Source organism: Streptomyces sp. NPDC049541, from assembly GCF_044465725.1.
In the GTDB taxonomy this organism is placed as follows: Bacteria; Actinomycetota; Actinomycetes; order Streptomycetales; family Streptomycetaceae; genus Streptomyces.
On record NZ_JBITLY010000003.1, the window covers coordinates 41,842 to 62,007 of the forward strand.

Below are 20,166 nucleotides of genomic sequence, written 5' to 3' on the forward strand. Positions count from 1 at the left end.
GATGAGATCCTGGATCGCGTATGTCTACGCACCCTGCCCCCGCCACCCCGGCCCTCGGCGCCCTCGCCCCCCGCCTGACCGAGCTGTCTTTGCGCGATGCGCACCGGCTCGGGCGCAGGCTCGAAGGCGCGCGCAAGATCCGTAAGCCCGAGGCCCAGGCCGCGGTCCTCGCCGAGATCGAGGCGGAGATCGCGAAGGCCGAGGAGCGGATGGGCGAGCGGCGCGGCCGGGCCCCCGCCGTCTCGTATCCCGAGCAGCTGCCGGTCAGCCAGAAGAAGGACGTCATCGCGGAGGCCATCCGCGATCACCAGGTCGTCATCGTCGCCGGTGAGACCGGGTCCGGAAAGACCACCCAGATCCCCAAGATCTGTCTTGAGCTGGGGCGCGGGGTCAGGGGGATGATCGGGCACACCCAGCCCCGGCGTATCGCCGCCCGTACGGTCGCCGAGCGCGTGGCCGAGGAGCTGGACACCCCGCTCGGCGAGGCCGTCGGCTGGAAGGTGCGGTTCACCGACCAGGTGAACCAGGACTCGACGTTCATCAAGCTGATGACGGACGGCATCCTGCTCGCCGAGATCCAGACCGACCGCGAGCTGCGCGCCTACGACACGATCATCATCGACGAGGCCCACGAGCGGTCCCTCAACATCGACTTCCTGCTCGGTTATCTCGCGCAGCTGCTGCCGAAACGGCCCGATCTCAAGGTCGTGATCACCTCCGCGACCATCGACCCGGAGCGCTTCTCGCGGCACTTCGGCGACGCCCCGATCATCGAGGTCAGCGGGCGGACGTATCCGGTGGAGGTGCGCTATCGCCCGCTCCTCGAAGAGGACGGCGAGGACTCCGACCGCGACCAGATCACCGCGATCTGTGACGCGGTCGAGGAGCTCCAGGGGGAGGGCAAGGGCGACATCCTCGTCTTCCTCTCCGGGGAGCGCGAGATCCGCGACACGGCGGACGCGCTGGTCAAGAAGAACTACCGGTTCACCGAGGTGCTGCCCCTCTATGCCCGCCTCTCGCACGCCGAGCAGCACCGCGTCTTCCAGCCGCACACGGGCCGCAGGATCGTTCTGGCCACGAACGTCGCCGAGACCTCGCTGACCGTCCCGGGCATCAAGTACGTCATCGACCCCGGCTTCGCCCGCATCAGCCGCTACAGCCACCGCACCAAGGTCCAGCGCCTGCCGATCGAGCCGATCTCGCAGGCCAGCGCCAACCAGCGCAAGGGCCGCTGCGGCCGTACGTCCGACGGCATCTGCATCCGCCTCTACTCCGAGGACGACTTCCTCGCCCGCCCGGAGTTCACGGACGCGGAGATCCTCCGTACGAACCTGGCGTCCGTCATCCTGCAGATGACCGCGGCCGGCCTCGGCGACATCGAGAAGTTCCCCTTCATCGACCCGCCGGACCACCGCAACATCCGCGACGGCGTGCAACTGCTCCAGGAACTGCACGCGCTGGACCCCGCGGAGAAGGACGTACGCAAGCGGCTCACCCCGACCGGCCGCAGACTCGCCCAGCTGCCCGTCGACCCGCGTCTGGCCCGCATGGTCCTGGAGGCCGACAAGAACGGCTGCGTCCGCGAGGTCATGGTCATAGCCGCCGCGCTGTCCATCCAGGACCCGCGCGAGCGCCCCGCAGACAAACAGGCGCAGGCGGACCAGCAGCACGCCCGCTTCAAGGACGAGACGAGCGACTTCCTCGCCTACCTGAACCTGTGGCGGTACATCCGCGAGCAGCAGAAGGAGCGGGGTTCGAGCTCCTTCCGCCGTATGTGCAAGCAGGAGTACCTCAACTTCCTGCGCATTCGCGAATGGCAGGACATCTACACGCAGTTGAGGACGGTCGCCAAGCAGATGGGCATCCACCTCAACGAGGAGGACGCCCCCGCCGACCGCATCCACGTCTCCCTCCTCGCCGGACTCCTGTCCCACATCGGCATGAAGGACGTGAAGGACGGCGCGAAGAACGAGTATCTGGGCGCCCGCAACGCCAAGTTCGCGATCTTCCCGGGCTCGGCCCTCTTCAGGAAGCAGCCGCGGTTCGTGATGTCCGCGGAGCTGGTGGAGACGTCCCGGCTGTGGGCCCGGGTCAACGCGAAGATCGAGCCGGAGTGGGTCGAGCCGCTCGCGGAGCATTTGCTGAAGCGGACGTACAGCGAACCGCACTGGGAGAAGGACCAGGCGGCCGTGATGGCGTACGAGAAGGTCACGCTGTACGGCGTCCCGATCGTCGCCCAGCGCAAGGTGAACTACGGCCGGATCGACCCCGAGGTCTCCCGTGAGCTGTTCATCCGCAACGCGCTCGTCGAGGGGGACTGGCGCACGCACCACAAGTTCTTCGCCGACAACCGCCGGCTCCTCAGCGAGGTCGAGGAGCTGGAGCACCGCGCCCGCCGCCGGGACATCGTCGTCGACGACGACACGCTGTTCGACTTCTACGACCAGAAGGTGCCCGAACACGTCGTCTCCGGCGCCCACTTCGACTCCTGGTGGAAGCGGAAGCGGCACGAGCAGCCGGAGTTCCTGGACTTCGAGCGGGAGATGCTCATCCGGGAGTCGGCGGAGGCGGTCACCAAGGCCGACTATCCGGACTCCTGGCGGCAGGGCCCGCTGAAGTTCCGTGTGACGTACCAGTTCGAGCCGGGCGCGGACGCCGACGGTGTGACGGTCCACATCCCGCTCCAGGTCCTCAACCAGGTCACGGACCAGGGCTTCGACTGGCAGATCCCGGGCCTGCGGGAGGAACTCGTCACCGAGCTGATCCGCTCCCTGCCGAAGCCGATCCGGCGCAACTACGTGCCGGCACCGAACTTCGCCAAGCGCTTCCTGGATACGGCCGTCCCGTTGCAGGAGCCTTTGACGGTGACGATGGCGCGCGAACTGAAGCGCATGGTCGGAGTCCCTTTCGAGGCGTCCGACTTCGACTGGTCGAAGGTCCCGGACCATCTGCGCATCACGTTCCGCATCGTCGACGAGCGGCGGCGCAAACTCGCCGAGGACAAGGATCTGGAGGCGCTACGGCTCCAGCTGAAGCCGAAGGCCCGCAAGGCCCTCTCCCAGGCCGCTGCGGCCACCGCCTCACGCGAGGGCGGCCAGTCCCTGGAGCGCAAGGGCCTGACGGACTGGACGATCGGCTCCCTGACCCGCGTCTTCGAGACCCGCCGGGCGGGCCAGCCGGTGAAGGCGTACCCGGCGCTGGTCGACGACGGTGACACGGTCTCGGTCCGCCTCTTCGACACGGAGGCGGAACAGGCGGAGGCGATGTGGAAGGGCACGCGCCGGCTGATCCTGCGCAACATCCCGGTCAGTCCGGCGAAGTTCGCGTCCGAGAAGCTGACGAACGCCCAGAAGCTCGCGCTGTCCGCGAACCCGCACGGCTCGATCCAGGGCCTGTTCGACGACTGCGCGATGGCGGCCGCGGACAAGCTGATCGGGGACTTCGGGGGCCCGGCGTGGGACGAGGAGTCCTACCGGAAGCTGTACGACAAGGTGCGCGCGGAGATCGTGGACACCACGGTCCGTACGGTGGGGCAGGTGCAGCAGGTGCTGGCCGCCTGGCAGGCCTGTGAGCGCCGTCTGAAGGCCGTACGCAGCCCTGCGCTGCTCCCGAACCTCCAGGACGTCCGGAGCCAGCTGGACGCCCTCGTGAAGCCCGGCTTCGTGACGGATACGGGCCTTCGGCGCCTGCCGGACCTGATGCGCTACCTGGTGGCCGCGGACCGCCGGCTCCAGCAGATGCCGACGGGTGTCCAGCGGGACACGACGCGCATGGAGAAGGTCCACGAGATGCAGGACGAGTACGCGTGGCTGCTGGAGCAGCTGCCCCAGGGCCGCCCGGTCCCGTCCTCCGTCACGGACATCCGCTGGATGATCGAGGAGCTCCGGGTCAGCTATTTCGCCCACGCGCTGGGTACGGCGTACCCGGTCTCCGACAAGCGGATCGTGAAGGCGATCGACGCGGCCGTCCCGTAACCGCCCGCACACACTGGGTGAGTTCGACCAGCGGGCTCACCCTCCTGTACAGTCTCTTCTCGCAGCGCAACGCACGAATAGCGCCGCGAAACCTGGTCCTGTGGAGCAGTTTGGAGTGCTCGCCACCCTGTCAAGGTGGAGGCCGCGGGTTCAAATCCCGTCAGGACCGCATTGAGAGAGGCCCGCACCACACAAGGTGCGGGCCTTCTTCATGCCCGCACACAGATGGAGGCCGCGCCCGCGGCGCAGCCGCAATCAGGTACAGCCAAATCCCGTCAGGACCGCATCGAGAGAGGCCCGCACCACACAAGGTGCGGGCCTTCTCCATGCCCGCACACAGATGGAGGCCGCGCCCGCGGCGCAGCCGCAATCAGGTACAGCAAATCCCGTCAGGACCGCATCGAAAGAGGCCCGCACCACACAAGGTGCGGGCCTTCTCCATGCCCGCACACAGATGGAGGCCGCGCCCGCGGCGCAGCCGCAATCAGGTACAGCAAATCCCGTCAGGACCGCATCGAAAGAGGCCCGCACCACACAAGGTGCGGGCCTCCTCCATGCCCGGCGCGGTATGTCAGCCCGTCCGGCGTTTGAGGACGAGGCCGTCCAGGCCGAAGCGGGGGGCTGGGGGGCGGCAGCCCCAGGGCGGTCGCCACAGCGGGCGTCACAGCGGGCACAGGCGTTCGGCGGAGCCCCACGCCGTCTTGACGGCGTCACATTCCGTCGGTACCCAGAAGACAGGGCCGTTCCCCGTTCGGCCCCGTGGAGGTGGCGTATGGCGGCGTCGGTCAGGCACGAGACACGGGCCCTGCTCCGTGCGCATCTGTCGGCCGCTTCCTCGTACGGCCACCTGACCCGCCACTGCCCGATATGCCACCACCTGCTGCGGCTGGCGATGGACTCACCGAGGGTCGGCGAGGTCCCGGACGAGGTCGTCGAGGAGGAAAGTGCCGCCGGCGCATGACGGCCGGCGGCCCAACGCCCGCCCCGCCAAGGGAATCTGGACCGCACGGCTCCTCTAGCGCACGGACGCCGACGGCAACAAGAACCGCGACATGTGACGGGTGTCACCGCATGAGTTTCTGAAACCGCGGTACTTACACCCCGCCTACAAGTGGTCAATTTTATATGTGCAATTGCACCACTCGGGGAGCCCTCCGGGAGGCCGCCGCAGGACACCCCCCAGCCGTGGCCCACAGGCGATCCGACACCCGCGCCCAGACTCCGACAAGGCCGCTCACAGCCCCCCGGACCAGCCGCACCACGCGCACAAAAAAGATCGCGCTGGACCCGGCGGAGTCCAGCGCGATCGACGACGCACCCTGTTACTTGCTTGGAAAGCTCTGAAGAGCGTGGGCGTGGAGCCTGTTGGGGCAGACCCCGCGTCGCTTGGAACCAGGGTTCGGGCGCCACGGCAAGTGGGGGACCTGCCGGTTTGCCCGGTTATGCAGTTGTTCAGGCCTCGCTGCGCTGCTGCGGGATGCCCGCGAGCAGTGCACGGACCTCCGCCTCGCGGTAGCGGCGGTGCCCGCCGAGCGTTCGAATCGAAGTGAGCTTTCCGGCCTTCGCCCACCGCGTGACCGTCTTGGGGTCGACGCGGAACATCGTGGCGACCTCAGCCGGGGTCAGCAGCGGCTCGGCATCAGGGGTGCGAGCGGTCATGAGCGGCCTCCTCGGGAGAACCGAACCTTCTCGGTTCTTTCCTCTAAATTCTGCACCTTGACCCGCGTTGCCCGAAATGGTGGACGCGGGTCGAGTCGGTTATAGGACGAACGGCTTGTCCTCGGCACTACAACTACACCATCTGTCCAGCCGCGTCGGCCAAACCGATGGAATTGCCCCTCCAGGTGTTCATCAGCGACGGAAGCCGATGGACCATGCCATAACGGACAGTCACGCCACTGTGACGATCAGTCACAGGACAATCAGGAGCCACGAGACCCCCCAAAGCGTGCAATGCTGAGATTCCGCCCACAGTGGTACGCACCGGGACGGACGGAGCCCTCCCCGGACTCCTTGTCCTATTTTGGCACGAGGAGGGGCAAGGGACGCAAGGGCCGCGTAAGTGCGGTCCGTCACGCTTGGCACCGCTTGAGATGAACGCCCGGATCGGGACCTACGTCCCATGTTGACGAAACCTCAGGAAACTCAGAGCACACTTCGGTGCGAGGACGAAACCCCAAAACGGGCGATTCGTCAAACGTCAGTTCGTTACCTGAGGTGGCTCTCAGTTGGCCGAGCGCCGGTCCCGGACCGCCCGCCAGCGCTCCACCAGCCGCGCGTACGCCGCCCCCGCGGCCGCCCCGTCGCCCTGCCGCAGCGCCTCGATGCCCTCGGCGACGTCCGCCGCGGAGTGATCGTCCTCGAGCTCGCCGGCCGGCAGCGTGTGCACCAGGCCGCCGTAGTCCAGCTCCACCGTCGAGCGCGGGTGGAACTCCTCCAGCCAGCGCCCCACGTCCACCAGGCCGTCGATCAGCGGCCCCTCGTCGATGCCGTCCTTCAGGGCCCGCAGCGCCCGCGCCACCCGCCGCCGCGCCTGCACCATCGGCGTCTGGTAGCGCAGCATCGGGGGGACCTCGCCGGAGCCCTTGTCGAAGCGCCGCTCCTCGTCCGCCACCAGCACGAACCAGTGCAGCGGCACCTGCCAGGTCGCCGTGCGGATCCACGGGCGGGCGTCCGGATTGCGCACCAGCCAGCGCTCGTAGTCCTGGGTCGCCTGGCGTCGTACGACCTCCGGGAGCACCGCGTCCAGGACCGGCCTCGGTAGCTCCTCGGGGAGCTCCTGAAGGGCCTGCCAGCCGCGCAGCCGGGTCCGCCAGGGACACACGCACAGCACCCCGTCGGCCTGCAGCACGAAGGCGTCGCTGCTCTCGTGCACCGGCACCGGGATCGGCGGGGTGGGCACCAAGTCGGCCAGGGAGCGGCGCAGTTCGTCCTGGTACGAGGGCCGGTCGGCGCGCCGGGCATAGCGCGCCCAGTGGCTGCGCTCCGGCTCGGGGAAGGCGGCCAGCGGCTCGTACACGCGCAGATACGTCGCGTACGGGACGATCACCGAGGACACCTTGGGCACGCCTGCTCCCTCCCCCGCCCACCATCGGGAAAACCTGCGGAACCCGCTCACAAACCAGCGGGAAATCTATGCAAATCGTCGCACGGGCGTACTCCGGGAGTGGGTGATCCTGAGCACTGCGCGGTGACGGGGGCGCCCAGGCTCTAATCTCATGCTCACAGCACCCGCCACCCCCACGGGAGCTGGTCTTTGACCGCCGCTAGCTACTCAGGAGTCACCACAGTGACCGACGTAACCGGCGCACCTGCTGATGTACTGCACACCCTGTTCCACTCGGACCAGGGCGGACATGAGCAAGTCGTGCTCTGCCAGGACCGCACCAGCGGCCTCAAGGCCGTCATCGCCATCCACAGCACCGCCCTGGGCCCCGCCCTCGGCGGTACCCGCTTCTACCCTTACGCGAACGAGGCGGAGGCCGTCGCCGACGCGCTGAACCTCGCGCGCGGGATGTCGTACAAGAACGCCATGGCCGGTCTCGACCACGGCGGCGGCAAGGCCGTGATCATCGGCGACCCGGAGAGGGACAAGACCGAGGAACTGCTGCTCGCCTACGGGCGCATGGTCGCCTCCCTCGGCGGGCGCTACGTCACCGCGTGCGACGTCGGTACGTATGTCGCCGACATGGACGTCGTGGCCCGGGAGTGCCGCTGGACGACCGGACGCTCCCCGGAGAACGGCGGCGCCGGCGACTCCTCCGTCCTCACCGCCTTCGGCGTCTACCAGGGCATGCGGGCCAGCGCCCAGCACCTGTGGGGCGACCCCTCGCTGCGCGGCCGCAAGGTGGGCATCGCGGGCGTCGGCAAGGTCGGCCATCACCTGGTGCGGCACCTGCGCGACGAGGGCGCCGAGGTCGTCGTCACCGATGTGCGCGAGGAGGCCGTGGGGCGGATCCTCGCGGCGCACCCGGAGGGCGTCAGCGCCGTCGCCGACACCGCGACCCTGATCCGCGTCGAGGGCCTGGACATCTACGCCCCCTGCGCGCTCGGCGGTGCCCTGAACGACGACACCGTGCCCGCGCTGACCGCGAGGATCGTCTGCGGTGCCGCCAACAACCAGCTCGCCCATCCGGGCGTCGAGAAGGACCTCGCCGACCGCGGGATCCTCTACGCGCCGGACTACGTGGTGAACGCCGGCGGTGTCATCCAGGTCGCCGACGAACTGCACGGCTTCGACTTCGAGCGGTGCAAGGCGAAGGCGGCGAAGATCTTCGACACCACGCTGGCCATATTCGCACGTGCGAAGACGGACGGTATTCCGCCCGCCGCGGCGGCCGACCGGATCGCCGAGCAGCGGATGCACGAGGCGGCCACAGGACGCAGTCTCTGACCTTCGGGAGGTTTGGCCGGTACCCGTCGGCGCACACTTAGAGAGAACTCTCACGTTCGTCGGCGGGTCGCCTGCCGAGAAGTGGTTAAAATCGCGGTTGACCAGCGGGGACGGGGCGCCCCGAGGGTCCTGGACCCGGGCCCGTCCTGCGGGCGACGTACCGTATGGGCGCGGGCTCAGGTACCGTGGAAGCCCTACGGACCGGTCTCTCCGCGGAGAGCCCGTTCCAGATCATGAACGCGTGTCAAGACTCTGGGGCCGTCGAGCCCCGTCACCGAGGGGGTCGAGCCATGGGGCGCGGCCGGGCCAAGGCCAAGCAGACGAAGGTCGCCCGCCAGCTGAAGTACAACAGCGGCGGGACTGACCTGTCGCGTCTGGCCAGTGAGCTGGGCGCTTCGACTTCGAGCCAGCCGCCGAACGGCGAGCCGTTCGAGGACGACGAGGACGAAGACGACCCGTACGCCCAGTACGCGGATCTCTACAACGACGACGATGAGGACGAGGACGACGAGTCCGGTCCCACGTCGTCACAACATCGCCGCGGCGCTTGACGCACTAGCTGTGCTTGACCCGGTCCGGGGTGGTCCACACCACCGGACCGGGTTTTGCGCTGTCCCAGCGGACCTCAGGCGCTGTAGTCGCCGACCAGCTCCGCGCCCGTCGCGTGATCGCCGCGCTCGGTGATCTCTCCGGCGACCCATGCCTCGACGCCGCGGTCGGCCAGCGTCGCCAGGGCCACGTCCGTGGACTCCTCGGGGACGATGGCGATCATGCCCACGCCCATGTTGAGGGTCTTCTCCAGCTCCAGGCGCTCGACCTGACCCGTCCTGCCCACGAGGTCGAAGACGGGGGCCGGGGTCCAGGTGGAGCGGTCGACGATCGCGTGCAGGTCGTCGGGGATGACACGGGCGAGGTTCGCGGCGAGGCCGCCACCGGTGACATGGCTGAACGCGTGCACCTCGGTGGTGCGGGTCAGGGCCAGGCAGTCCAACGAGTAGATCTTGGTCGGCTCCAGCAGTTCCTCGCCGAGGGTGCGGCCGAACTCCTCGATCCGCGCCTCCAGCGACAGACCCGCCTGGTCCAGCAGGACATGCCGGACGAGCGAGTACCCGTTCGAGTGAAGCCCGGAGGCCGCCATGGCGATCACCGTGTCACCCGTACGGATGCGATCCGGACCCAGCAGCCGGTCGGCCTCCACCGCGCCCGTACCGGCGCCGGCGACATCGAAGTCGTCCGGGCCGAGCAGCCCCGGGTGTTCGGCCGTCTCGCCGCCCACGAGGGCGCAGCCGGCCAGCACACAGCCCTCCGCGATGCCCTTGACGATCGCGGCCACCCGCTCGGGGTGGACCTTGCCGACGCAGATGTAGTCGGTCATGAACAGCGGCTCGGCGCCGCACACCACGATGTCGTCCATGACCATCGCGACCAGGTCGTGACCGATGGTGTCGTACACACCGAGCCGGCGGGCGATGTCGACCTTGGTGCCCACGCCGTCCGTGGCGGAGGCCAGGAGGGGACGCTCGAAGCGCTTGAGGGCGGAGGCGTCGAAGAGGCCGGCGAAGCCGCCGAGGCCGCCGAGGACCTCGGGGCGCTGCGTCTTCTTCACCCACTCCTTCATCAGCTCGACCGCGCGGTCGCCCGCTTCGATGTCGACGCCCGCGGCTGCGTAGCTGGCACCAGTTGTCTCAGACATGGCTATGAGAGCTTTCGTGTCGTACGGCAGGTAGGGCGGGCTCTACGGGCGACGGATCGCGTCGGCCGCGGCCGTGGCTGCGGGACCCGCGGCCAGCTCGGTCTCCAGGAGCTGCTTGCCGAGCAGCTCGGGGTCCGGGAGCTCCATCGGGTACTCGCCGTCGAAGCAGGCGCGGCACAGGTTCGGCTTGGCGATGGTGGTCGCCTCGATCATGCCGTCGATGGAGATGTACGCCAGGGAGTCGGCGCCCAGCGAGGTGCCGATCTCGTCGATGGTCATGCCGTTGGCGATGAGCTCGGCGCGGGTGGCGAAGTCGATGCCGAAGAAGCAGGGCCACTTCACGGGCGGGGAGGAGATCCGGATGTGGACCTCCGCCGCGCCCGCCTCGCGGAGCATGCGCACCAGGGCCCGCTGGGTGTTGCCGCGCACGATCGAGTCGTCCACGACCACCAGGCGCTTGCCCTTGATGACTTCCTTAAGCGGGTTCAGCTTCAGACGGATGCCGAGCTGGCGGATGGTCTGCGAGGGCTGGATGAAGGTCCGGCCGACGTACGCGTTCTTCACGAGACCCGCGCCGAAGGGGATGCCGGAGGCCTCCGCGTAGCCGATGGCGGCCGGGGTGCCGGACTCCGGGGTCGCTATGACCAGGTCGGCCTCGACCGGGGCTTCCTTGGCGAGCTTGCGGCCCATCTCCACACGGGAGAGGTAGACGTTCCGGCCGGCGATGTCGGTGTCCGGGCGGGCCAGGTACACATACTCGAAGACACAGCCCTTGGGCTTCGCTTCCGCGAATCGGGAGGTGCGCAGACCGTTCTCGTCAATGGCGACGAACTCGCCCGGCTCGATCTCGCGGACGTAGCTCGCGCCGCAGATGTCGAGGGCGGCGGACTCGGAGGCGACGACCCAGCCGCGCTCCAGACGGCCGAGGACCAGCGGGCGGATGCCCTGCGGGTCACGGGCGGCGTACAGGGTGTGCTCGTCCATGAAGACGAGCGAGAAGGCGCCCTTGACCTGCGGAAGGACCGTGTGTGCGGCCTCCTCGATGGTCAGCGGCTTGCCGTCCGCGTCCTCCTGGGCGGCGAGCAGGGCCGTCAGGAGGTCGGTGTCGTTGGTGGCCGCCACGCGAGGTGTACGGCCGCCCTCCTTCTTCGGGAGGTCGGCGACCATCTCGGCGAGCTGGGCCGTGTTGACCAGGTTGCCGTTGTGGCCGAGCGCGATGGAGCCGTGCGCGGTGGCACGGAACGTCGGCTGGGCGTTCTCCCACACGGAGGCGCCGGTGGTCGAGTAGCGGGCGTGACCGACCGCGATATGACCCTGGAGGGAACCGAGCGAGGTCTCGTCGAAGACCTGGGAGACGAGGCCCATGTCCTTGAAGACGAGGATCTGGGAGCCGTTGCTGACCGCGATTCCCGCGGATTCCTGGCCCCGATGCTGGAGGGCGTAGAGCCCGAAGTAAGTGAGCTTGGCGACCTCTTCACCGGGAGCCCAGACTCCGAAGACGCCGCAGGCGTCCTGGGGGCCCTTCTCACCGGGGAGCAGATCATGATTGAGTCGACCGTCACCACGTGGCACGGTTCCGAGTGTAGGCGAGATCGACCACTGGTCCGAATTGGGGACAACCGCCCTTCATGGATCACTGTTCGGCGACCGCCTTGGCGGTTTCTCCGTTTGCGCTGGTCAGCGTGAGGGTTTGCTGATCCAACCCGTAGCTGACGGTGCCGTCGAAGAGCCGCAGGAGGCTCTTCTCCGTATGCATGAGTGAGGTGTCGCACATCATTCGGGTGGTGGACGGGGCCCCGAGGGTGATATGTCCGTCGCGGACCGTGGCGCCCGCGGTGACGTGGTTGCAGCCGAGGCGGCCGGTGACCTTCCCGGACTTCTTGTCGAAGGTGAGGTACGCGGACCTCGTCTGCTGCGGTGGCAGGTCGGTCGCCGTGCCGTTGGTGTCGCCGAGTGCCGTGATCGTCCACTTCGTGCCGTACAGAGAGGCGTCCCTGGCGTCCTTCTCCTTGGTCAGCCGGATGCGGTCGCCGTCGTGGGCGGTGAGCGTCAGGCCGTCGCCCTTGGTCTCGACCGTGAGCGTGTGGCCGATGAGGGTGGCGGCGAGTGCCCGCTCGAAGGCCATGCGCCGGGGCTCGCAGGCCATCAGGGTCTGGCGGGCGTTCGTCAGTTCGAGGCGGTGGTCCTTGAAAGCGGCCTTCGCGCCGAACTCGTTGCAGCCGTAGTTGCCCACGGCGGTTCCGTCCGCGCGGATCCGGAGGTCGGCGTCGGCGGGAGCGCGCCGGGTGGTGCCGTCCACGGTGACGCTGTCGACCTTCCAGTGGACGCCGGACACCTCCGAGGCGACGGAGGCGGTGCCCGTGTCGCTTCCGCACGCCATGACGAGCGGAAGGACGGTCAGGACGGCGAGGGTGAGTCGCTGTTTGCCCCTGCCCAGTTTGTCCATGCCGATGGGACGAAAGGGACGGAAGTCCGGTTCCCCCGTTCACCTCATCAGCGGCAGCAGCCCGCTCAGGTCCGCCCGTTCCCCACTCGCGCTGACCTGCGCGTCCTGGACGGCATCCGCCCAGGTCACCCGCCCGGTCGCGAGGCGGATCCAGGTCAGCGGATCGGCCTCGACGACGTTCGGCGGGGTGCCACGGGTGTGCCGGGGGCCCTCGATGCACTGCACGACGGCGTACGGCGGGATCCGCACCTCGGTGGCGCCGCCGGGCGCCTTGGCGGCCAGGGCGTCGGCGAGCAGCCGGGTGCAGGCGGCGAGAGCCTGGCGGTCGTACGGCACTTCGAGGCCCGGCACGGCGGCGTTCAGGTCGTCGGTGTGGACGACGAGTTCTACGGTGCGGGTGACGACGTAGTCGGTGAGGGGCAGGGCACCGACGTTGGTCTCGAGCAGCCGCGTGCCGGGGTGCTCGTCGAGCAGCCGACCGAGGCTCTGCTCGACGTCGGCGAGGTAGGCGTCGAGATCGGTGTGCTGCTCGGCGAGGTGCCGGGTGAAGTCGTCGATGGCCGAGGAGTTGGCGGCGGTGGCGAAGGGCCAGTCGAGCAGCACGGCGTCCTGCTCGGCGGGCTCCGGCTTGTCGAGCGCCCGGTGTACGGCCGTCACCGCCATCCCGATGTGCGCGACCAGCTCCCGCACGCTCCACTCACCGAGCCGCGTGGGCCCGGCCAGCTGCTCGGGGGTCATGGTGCGCACGGCCGCCCGGACATTCCCGAACTGGGCCAGGACGGCATTGCGGATCTTGACGGGGTCGTACGTACGGGCGCGCTTCTTGGCCGGGGGCATGGCGGTGAGCCTATGCCTTGTGCTGCAAGGCCTGCATCGGTCGGACGCCCACGGATCAGTAGGCCCGGGTCGATCACCCGTGGGTGTGATGGACGGCGAAAGCCGCCCCACACCGCCGGCCCCTGACAACACTGGTCTTCGCCTGGAAGGGGGTGCAACATGACGGACATGGCCGAGCGCACGTCTCAGATGTCGGTGGAGGAGTTCGAAACGATCGCCTCCGCCGCTCCCGAGACCGTCACGTTGGAGTTCATCAACGGACGGATCGGAGTCAAGAAGGTGGCGGACGGAGACCACGACACCATCGTCACGTGGCTGGCCCGGCGCTGTATGCAGACCAGGCCTGACCTGGACCTGTACCAGGGCCGAGGGCTCAGGGTGGAGGCGTATCGGGAAGGCAGGGTGAAACCGGATGCGGTGCTCGTACCGGAAGCCCACTTCGCGGGACAGGGCGAGTGGGCCGACCCGGACGGCGCGCTCATGGTCGTCGAGGTCACCTCGTATGACTCGGACACCGACCGACGGGACCGGCACGAGAAGCCGACCGCGTACGGGCAGGCCGGGATCCCTCTGTATCTCCTGATCGACCGGGACTCCTGCACGGTCACGGTGCACAGCAACCCGGACCGGCAGGTCGGCGGCTACCGCACCGTCCAGACCTCGAAGTTCGGCGAGAAGGTGTCCGTACCGGGTCCGATGGACATCGAGTTGGACACGGAGATCCTCAAGAACTACGTCCGCTGAACGCCCGACCAGCCGAGAAGGCCCCGCCGGAGACGTGATCCGGGCGGGGCCTTCACCGTCGTACGACCGCCTACGCGAGCAGCGCCGGGATCGTCCCCTCGTGGGCCTCACGCAGCTCTTCCAGGGACAGTTCGAACTCGCCTTGCAGCTCGACGCTGTCGCCGTCCACGACACCGATGCGCGTGACGGGCAGGCCGCGCGCGCCGCACATGTCGTTGAAGCGGACCTCCTCGGAGCGCGGCACGGCGACGACCGCGCGCCCCGCCGACTCGGAGAAGAGGAAGGTGAACGCGTCGAGCCCGTCCGGTACGACCAGGCGCGCGCCCCTGCCGCCGAGCAGCGCCGACTCCACGACCGCCTGGATCAGACCGCCGTCCGACAGGTCGTGCGCGGAGTCGATCATGCCGTCGCGGGAGGCGGAGATCAGGATCTCGGCCAGCAGGCGCTCACGCTCCAGGTCGACCTTCGGGGGCAGACCGCCGAGGTGGTCGTGCACCACCTGCGACCAGGCCGAACCGCCGAACTCCTCACGCGTGTCGCCGAGGAGGTACAGCAGCTGCCCCTCCTCCTGGAAGGCGACCGGCGTGCGGCGGGCCACGTCGTCGATGACACCGAGGACCGCGACCACGGGCGTCGGGTGGATGGCCACCTCGCCCGTCTGGTTGTAGAGCGACACGTTGCCGCCGGTCACCGGGGTGCCCAGCTGCTGGCAGGCGTCGGCGAGGCCGCGGATGGCCTCCGCGAACTGCCACATCACGGCCGGGTCCTCGGGCGAGCCGAAGTTCAGGCAGTCGGAGACGGCCAGCGGCTTGGCGCCGGTCGTGGCGACATTGCGGTACGCCTCCGCGAGGGCCATCTGTGCGCCCGCGTACGGGTCGAGCTTGGCGTACCGGCCGTTGCCGTCCGTCGCGATCGCGACGCCGAGGCCGGACTCCTCGTCGATGCGGATCATGCCCGAGTCCTCGGGCTGGGCCAGCACCGTGTTGCCCTGCACGAAGTGGTCGTACTGCGAGGTGATCCACTTCTTGGAGGCCTGGTTGGGGGAGCTCACCAGCTGGAGGACCTGCTGCTTGAGCTCCTCGCTCGAAGCGGGCCGCGGCAGCTTGTTCGCGTCGTCGGCCTGCAGCTCGTCCTGCCAGGACGGGCGGGCGTACGGCCGCTCGTAGACCGGACCGTCGTGCGCGACCGTCCGCGGGTCGACATCGACGATCTTGCCGCCGTGCCAGTAGATCTCCAGGCGGTCGCCGTCCGTGACCTCACCGATGACGGTGGCGATGACGTCCCACTTGTCGCAGATCTCCAGGAACCGGTCGACCTTCTCCGGCTCGACGACCGCGCACATGCGTTCCTGCGACTCGCTCATGAGGATTTCCTCGGGCGAGAGCGTGGAGTCGCGCAGGGGTACGTCGTCCAGGGTCACGCGCATGCCGCCGGAGCCGTTGGAGGCCAGCTCGGACGTGGCACAGGACAGGCCCGCCGCACCCAGGTCCTGGATGCCGACGACCAGCTTCTCCTTGAAGGCCTCCAGGGTGCACTCGATGAGCAGCTTCTCCTGGAAGGGGTCACCGACCTGCACGGCCGGGCGCTTCGACGGCTTCGCGTCGTCGAAGGTCTCGGAGGCCAGGATCGACGCGCCGCCGATGCCGTCGCCACCGGTCCGGGCCCCGTACAGGATGACCTTGTTGCCCGCGCCGGACGCCTTCGCCAGGTGGATGTCCTCGTGCCGCATCACACCGATGGCACCGGCGTTGACCAGCGGGTTTCCCTGGTAGCAGGCGTCGAAGACGACCTCGCCGCCGATGTTGGGCAGGCCCAGGCAGTTGCCGTAGCCGCCGATACCGGCGACGACACCGGGCAGGACGCGCTTGGTGTCGGGGTGGTCGGCCGCACCGAAACGCAGCGGGTCGACGACCGCGACCGGGCGGGCGCCCATCGCGATGATGTCGCGCACGATGCCGCCGACGCCGGTGGCCGCGCCCTGGTAGGGCTCGACGTACGACGGGTGGTTGTGCGACTCGACCTTGAAGGTGACCGCGTAGCCCTGGCCGACGTCGACCACGCCCGCGTTCTCACCGATGCCGACGAGCAGGGCGTCCGACTGGGGGGCCTTCTCGCCGAACTGGCGCAGGTGCACCTTGCTGCTCTTGTACGAGCAGTGCTCGGACCACATGACGGAGTACATGGCGAGCTCGGCACCGGTGGGCCGGCGGCCGAGGATCTCGACCACGCGCTCGTACTCGTCCTTCTTCAGGCCGAGTTCGGCCCAGGGCAGCTCGACGTCGGGGGTCGCGGCCGCGTGCTCGACCGTGTCCAGAGGCGTCCGGCTCATGCTTTGACCAGCTTCTTGAGGATCGAGGTGAAGAAGGGGAGGCCGTCGGTGCGGCCAGAGCCGATGAGGGGCTCGACGGCGTGCTCCGGGTGCGGCATGAGGCCTACGACGTTCCCGGCCTCGTTGGTGATGCCGGCGATGTCGTTGAGCGAGCCGTTGGGATTGAAGTCCAGGTACCGGAACGCGACCCGGCCCTCGGCCTCCAGCTTGTCCAGCGTGTACTGGTCGGCCACATAGCGGCCGTCCATGTTCTTCAGCGGGATGTGGATCTCCTGGCCCTGCGCGTAGTCGACGGTCCAGGCGGTGTCCGCGTTCTCCACCCGCAGCTTCTGGTCGCGGCAGATGAAGTGCAGGTGGTCGTTGCCGAGCATGCCGCCCGGGAGGAGGTGGGCCTCGGTGAGGATCTGGAAGCCGTTGCAGATACCGAGGACCGGAAGGCCGCCCTTGGCCTGCTCGATGACCGTCTCCATCACCGGCGAGAAGCGGGAGATGGCGCCGGCCCGCAGATAGTCGCCGTAGGAAAAACCGCCGGGGAGGACGACCGCGTCCACCTGGTGGAGGTCCTTGTCCTTGTGCCAGAGGGCGACCGGTTCCGCGCCCGCAAGGCGGATCGCGCGCTGGGTGTCCCGGTCGTCCAGGCTGCCCGGGAAAGTGACGACGCCAATACGAGCGGTCACTTCGCGGCCTCCGCGACTTCCTCCACCTTGACGGTGAAGTCCTCGATCACGGTGTTGGCGAGGAAGGATTCCGCAAGATCGTGGATGCGGGCGAGGGCGGCCTCGTCGACCGGCCCGTCAACTTCCAGTTCGAATCGCTTTCCCTGACGTACGTCGGAGATGCCGTCGAAACCCAGACGCGGCAGTGCGCGCTGCACCGCCTGGCCCTGGGGGTCGAGGATCTCCGGCTTGAGCATGACGTCGACTACGACGCGTGCCACGTGCACTCCCGGTGGTGTGGTGCGGAGCAGGTTCCTGCAGTGGTTTCAGACTACCTGCACAAAATTTCTACGCGCGTCGACTTGTAGGAATCTACGTGACGCCTGTCACGATCCGGCGCGGCGGCGGGCCCCTCCAGAAAATTTCCGGGAAAGATCTGGGATCGACATACGAAACCTATTGCGCTCGGACACGCGGGAGGATTTAGTCGGGCTTCACATTGCATTGTCGGGCACTGTACAAATGAATTGTCAGCGTGCCGCACGAAGGGACCGATTATTCGTGGCGCAGAAGGTCGTGGTCACTCTCTTTGACGACATCGACGGCTCGGAAGCGGCGGAAACGATCGCCTTCGGACTCGACGGCAAGTCGTACGAGATCGACCTGAATCAAGCCAATGCCAAGAAACTGCGTAAGGCGCTCGCGCCGTACGTGGAGGCCGGCCGCAAGCGGTCGAAGTCGGGCCGGACCTACCGGCAGACGGAGGTCGCCCCCGACCCGGCGGCCGTCCGCGCCTGGGCCCAGGCCAACAAGATGGACGTCCCCGCCCGCGGCCGGATCCCCAAGAAGGTCTACGAGGCCTTCAGCGCGGCGCAGTAGCCGCCGCCCGACGACCGGTCACCGGCCCCTCGGGAGAACCGACTTGCGCTGCACCCCTCCTGGTCAGCTAGAGTCTGGAGCACGCCGAGGGGCAAGGCCGAAAGGCCCGGCTCACGGAGTACATGCGGGTGTAGTTCAGTAGCAGAACATCCCCCTTCCAGGGGGAAGGCGCAGTGTGCAATTCCTGTCACCCGCTCTGCACCGTCGGCCAGAACCACTCTTGTGGATCAGGTAGGCTGGTGCTCGCGCCGATCGGTGGGAGCCGGTCGGAGGCAATGCGGACGTAGCTCAGTTGGTAGAGCGCAACCTTGCCAAGGTTGAGGTCGCGAGTTCGAGCCTCGTCGTCCGCTCTGATGGAAGGCCTCAGTCTTATGACTGGGGCCTTCGTCGTGTTCAGCATCTCTCCCTCCGTCCCTCTGACATTTGTCATGCCGAGTGATGACAGCGCGCACTGCTGCCGGGTCCCGGTCGCCGGGACGCTGAAGTCATGGACACGAACGAACACGAACACGTGATTGAGGTCACTGACCTGCGGCGTGTGTACGGGGGCGAGTTCGAGGCGGTGCGCGGAATCTCTTTCTCCGTCGGCCGCGGCGAGATCTTCGCCCTGCTCGGCACCAACGGCGCGGGCAAGACGTCGACGGTCGAACTGCTGGAGGGACTCGCCCGGCCGGCCGGGGGCCGGGTACGGGTGCTCGGCCACGATCCCTACGACGAGCGGGCCGTCGTACGGCCGAGGGTCGGGGTGATGCTGCAGGAGAGCGGGTTTCCGTCCGAGCTGACCGTCGCGGAGACCGCTCGGATGTGGGCGGGATGTGTGAGCGGGGCGCGGCCCAAGGACGAGGCGCTGGCGCTCGTCGGGCTCCGGAACCGGGCCGACGTACGGGTGAAGCAGTTGTCCGGGGGTGAACGGCGGCGGCTGGACCTGGCGCTCGCGCTGCTCGGCGAGCCCGAGGTGCTGTTCCTGGACGAGCCCACGACCGGGCTCGACGCCGAAGGACGCCGGGACACCTGGGAGTTGGTACGGGCGCTGCGCGACGGCGGCACCACCGTGCTGCTCACCACGCACTACCTGGAGGAGGCGGAGGGGCTGGCCGACCGGATCGCGATCCTGCACGAGGGGCGCGTCGCGGCGACCGGGACGCCGGCCGAGGTGACCGCCGCGCAGCCCTCGCGGATCTCCTTCCGGCTGCCCGACGGCTACTTCCTCGGGGACCTGCCGCCGCTCGCTGAGCTGGGGGTGTGCGGGCACGAGGTGGACGGGAACCTCATACGGCTGCGGACGCGGGAGTTGCAGCGGGCGGCCACCGGGCTGCTGGTGTGGGCCCAGAAGGCGCGGGTGGAGCTGCGGGGGCTGGATGTGCGGTCGGCCTCGCTGGAGGAGGCGTTCCTGGGGATCGCGCGGGAGCGGGCGATGGCGGCGTGAACGCGGTAGCTCTTGCTCCGGTCGGACGGCGGCTGCGGGCGTTGGCGCGGGCCGAGCTGACCCTGCTCGGACGCAATCGCGGGGCGGTGGTCACGGCACTGCTCATGCCGCTGGCGCTGCCGTTCAGCGTGCGGCCCGCGGTCGACCGGATCGACCTGAAGGCGCAGGGGCTGAGCATCGGCACGGTGACGCTCACGGCCGCGGTCGGCTTCTCCTTGCTGTTCGCCGTGTACACGTCCCTGGTGAGCACCTATGTCGCCCGCCGCGAGGAACTGGTCCTCAAGCGGCTGCGCACCGGTGAACTCGACGACATGGAGATCCTGGCCGGCACCGCCCTGCCCGCCGTCTGCATCGGCCTGGCGCAGGCCGTGGTGCTCTCCGCCGGCTGTGCGGTGCTGCTGCACGCGGGGGCGCCCCGAGCTCCGTATCTCACCGTCCTGGGCGTGCTGTCGGGCCTGGTGCTGTGTGCCGCACTGGGTGCGCTGACCGCCTCCTTCACCAGGACCGTGGAGAGCGCCCAGGTCACCGCGATGCCGCTGGTGCTGGTGTCGATGATGGGCTCGGGCATCGCGATCCCCATGGAGGTCCTGCCGGACGGGCTGCGCTCCGTGTGCGAACTGCTGCCGCTCTCCCCCGCGATCCGGCTGATCCGCGGCGGCTGGACCGGACAGCTGAGCGGGTACGAGGCGCTGGGCGCCGTGGCGACCGCCCTGGCCTGGACCGTGCTCGCGGTGTTTGCTGTACGGCGGTGGTTCCGGTGGGAGCCGAGGCGCTGAGGGGCGGGGGAAC

At 68.7% G+C, this 20,166-nt stretch carries 17 protein-coding genes and 3 tRNA genes; 11 read left to right on the forward strand and 9 right to left on the reverse strand.

Annotated elements, in window-relative coordinates:
• The first annotated feature begins 20 nt into the window (after positions 1-20).
• The 3 genes from hrpA (at position 21) to ACIBW9_RS12450 (ending at position 4,935) form a co-directional block, all read left to right on the forward strand.
• Entirely contained in the window at positions 21-3,974 is a 3,954-nt protein-coding gene (hrpA, locus tag ACIBW9_RS12440; protein WP_398954074.1) for an ATP-dependent RNA helicase HrpA, read from the forward strand.
• A gap of 94 nt (positions 3,975-4,068) precedes the next feature.
• Positions 4,069-4,143, forward strand: a tRNA-Asp gene (locus ACIBW9_RS12445).
• Positions 4,144-4,746: 603 nt separating this feature from the next.
• Positions 4,747-4,935 (forward strand): DUF6274 family protein, encoded by a 189-nt coding sequence (locus ACIBW9_RS12450; protein WP_398954076.1) that lies wholly within the window; start codon positions 4,747-4,749, stop codon positions 4,933-4,935.
• Positions 4,936-5,426: 491 nt separating this feature from the next.
• On the opposite strand, the gene bldC is transcribed toward ACIBW9_RS12450, so the two are convergent.
• Together bldC and ACIBW9_RS12460 are read right to left on the reverse strand one after the other, a co-directional pair.
• A complete protein-coding gene (bldC, locus tag ACIBW9_RS12455) occupies positions 5,427-5,633 on the reverse strand; it encodes a developmental transcriptional regulator BldC (RefSeq protein ID WP_003949541.1) in 207 nt (68 codons plus the stop codon).
• A gap of 565 nt (positions 5,634-6,198) precedes the next feature.
• Positions 6,199-7,041 carry a hypothetical protein gene (locus tag ACIBW9_RS12460; RefSeq protein ID WP_398954078.1) on the reverse strand — a complete coding sequence of 281 codons (843 nt, stop codon included), beginning with the start codon at positions 7,039-7,041 and terminating at the stop codon, positions 6,199-6,201.
• A gap of 222 nt (positions 7,042-7,263) precedes the next feature.
• Between ACIBW9_RS12460 and ACIBW9_RS12465 the strand changes: the two genes are divergently transcribed.
• Complete coding sequence (locus ACIBW9_RS12465; protein WP_398954081.1) at positions 7,264-8,367, forward strand: Leu/Phe/Val dehydrogenase; 1,104 nt, start codon at positions 7,264-7,266, stop codon at positions 8,365-8,367.
• A gap of 290 nt (positions 8,368-8,657) precedes the next feature.
• Positions 8,658-8,918: a DUF3073 domain-containing protein gene (locus tag ACIBW9_RS12470; protein ID WP_398954083.1), complete on the forward strand. Its 261-nt coding sequence runs from the start codon at positions 8,658-8,660 to the stop codon at positions 8,916-8,918.
• A 74-nt stretch (positions 8,919-8,992) separates the two neighbouring features.
• On the opposite strand, the gene purM is transcribed toward ACIBW9_RS12470, so the two are convergent.
• The 4 genes from purM to ACIBW9_RS12490 form a co-directional block, all read right to left on the reverse strand.
• A complete protein-coding gene (purM, locus tag ACIBW9_RS12475) occupies positions 8,993-10,060 on the reverse strand; it encodes a phosphoribosylformylglycinamidine cyclo-ligase (protein ID WP_398954085.1) in 1,068 nt (355 codons plus the stop codon).
• Between the two features lie 42 nt (positions 10,061-10,102).
• A complete protein-coding gene (purF, locus tag ACIBW9_RS12480) occupies positions 10,103-11,632 on the reverse strand; it encodes an amidophosphoribosyltransferase (protein ID WP_266957334.1) in 1,530 nt (509 codons plus the stop codon).
• Between the two features lie 61 nt (positions 11,633-11,693).
• Positions 11,694-12,506, reverse strand: coding sequence for an META domain-containing protein (locus tag ACIBW9_RS12485; RefSeq protein WP_398954087.1), 813 nt, complete (start codon positions 12,504-12,506; stop codon positions 11,694-11,696).
• 39 nt (positions 12,507-12,545) lie between these two features.
• The gene (locus tag ACIBW9_RS12490; RefSeq protein WP_398954089.1) at positions 12,546-13,343 is read right to left on the reverse strand and encodes a sterol carrier family protein; all 798 of its coding nucleotides are present in this window, start codon (positions 13,341-13,343) and stop codon (positions 12,546-12,548) included.
• A gap of 159 nt (positions 13,344-13,502) precedes the next feature.
• Between ACIBW9_RS12490 and ACIBW9_RS12495 the strand changes: the two genes are divergently transcribed.
• Positions 13,503-14,087, forward strand: a complete 585-nt coding sequence (locus ACIBW9_RS12495) for a Uma2 family endonuclease (RefSeq protein ID WP_398954091.1) — start codon at positions 13,503-13,505, stop codon at positions 14,085-14,087.
• A 70-nt stretch (positions 14,088-14,157) separates the two neighbouring features.
• Here the strand turns inward: ACIBW9_RS12495 and purL are convergent, their stop codons facing one another.
• The 3 genes from purL to purS are packed head-to-tail and all read right to left on the reverse strand — an operon-like array spanning position 14,158 to position 17,353.
• Positions 14,158-16,416: a phosphoribosylformylglycinamidine synthase subunit PurL gene (purL, locus tag ACIBW9_RS12500; protein ID WP_398954094.1), complete on the reverse strand. Its 2,259-nt coding sequence runs from the start codon at positions 16,414-16,416 to the stop codon at positions 14,158-14,160.
• A complete protein-coding gene (purQ, locus tag ACIBW9_RS12505; RefSeq protein ID WP_398954096.1) occupies positions 16,413-17,093 on the reverse strand; it encodes a phosphoribosylformylglycinamidine synthase subunit PurQ in 681 nt (226 codons plus the stop codon). Before purQ ends, purL begins: the two co-directional genes overlap by 4 nt.
• Positions 17,090-17,353, reverse strand: a complete 264-nt coding sequence (purS, locus tag ACIBW9_RS12510; RefSeq protein WP_007383088.1) for a phosphoribosylformylglycinamidine synthase subunit PurS — start codon at positions 17,351-17,353, stop codon at positions 17,090-17,092. The genes purQ and purS overlap by 4 nt, the downstream gene beginning before the upstream one ends.
• A 280-nt stretch (positions 17,354-17,633) precedes the next feature.
• Here purS and ACIBW9_RS12515 point away from each other — a divergent pair, with 280 nt between their 5' ends.
• From ACIBW9_RS12515 to ACIBW9_RS12535, 5 genes are all read left to right on the forward strand, one after another.
• Entirely contained in the window at positions 17,634-17,951 is a 318-nt protein-coding gene (locus ACIBW9_RS12515) for an Lsr2 family protein (RefSeq protein ID WP_099929933.1), read from the forward strand.
• 124 nt (positions 17,952-18,075) lie between these two features.
• Positions 18,076-18,147: transfer RNA gene (locus ACIBW9_RS12520), tRNA-Gly, on the forward strand.
• A gap of 81 nt (positions 18,148-18,228) precedes the next feature.
• Positions 18,229-18,301: transfer RNA gene (locus ACIBW9_RS12525), tRNA-Gly, on the forward strand.
• A 137-nt stretch (positions 18,302-18,438) separates the two neighbouring features.
• A complete protein-coding gene (locus tag ACIBW9_RS12530) occupies positions 18,439-19,377 on the forward strand; it encodes an ABC transporter ATP-binding protein (RefSeq protein WP_398954098.1) in 939 nt (312 codons plus the stop codon).
• Positions 19,374-20,153 carry an ABC transporter permease gene (locus ACIBW9_RS12535; RefSeq protein WP_398954100.1) on the forward strand — a complete coding sequence of 260 codons (780 nt, stop codon included), beginning with the start codon at positions 19,374-19,376 and terminating at the stop codon, positions 20,151-20,153. Before ACIBW9_RS12530 ends, ACIBW9_RS12535 begins: the two co-directional genes overlap by 4 nt.
• Positions 20,154-20,166 lie beyond the last annotated feature (13 nt).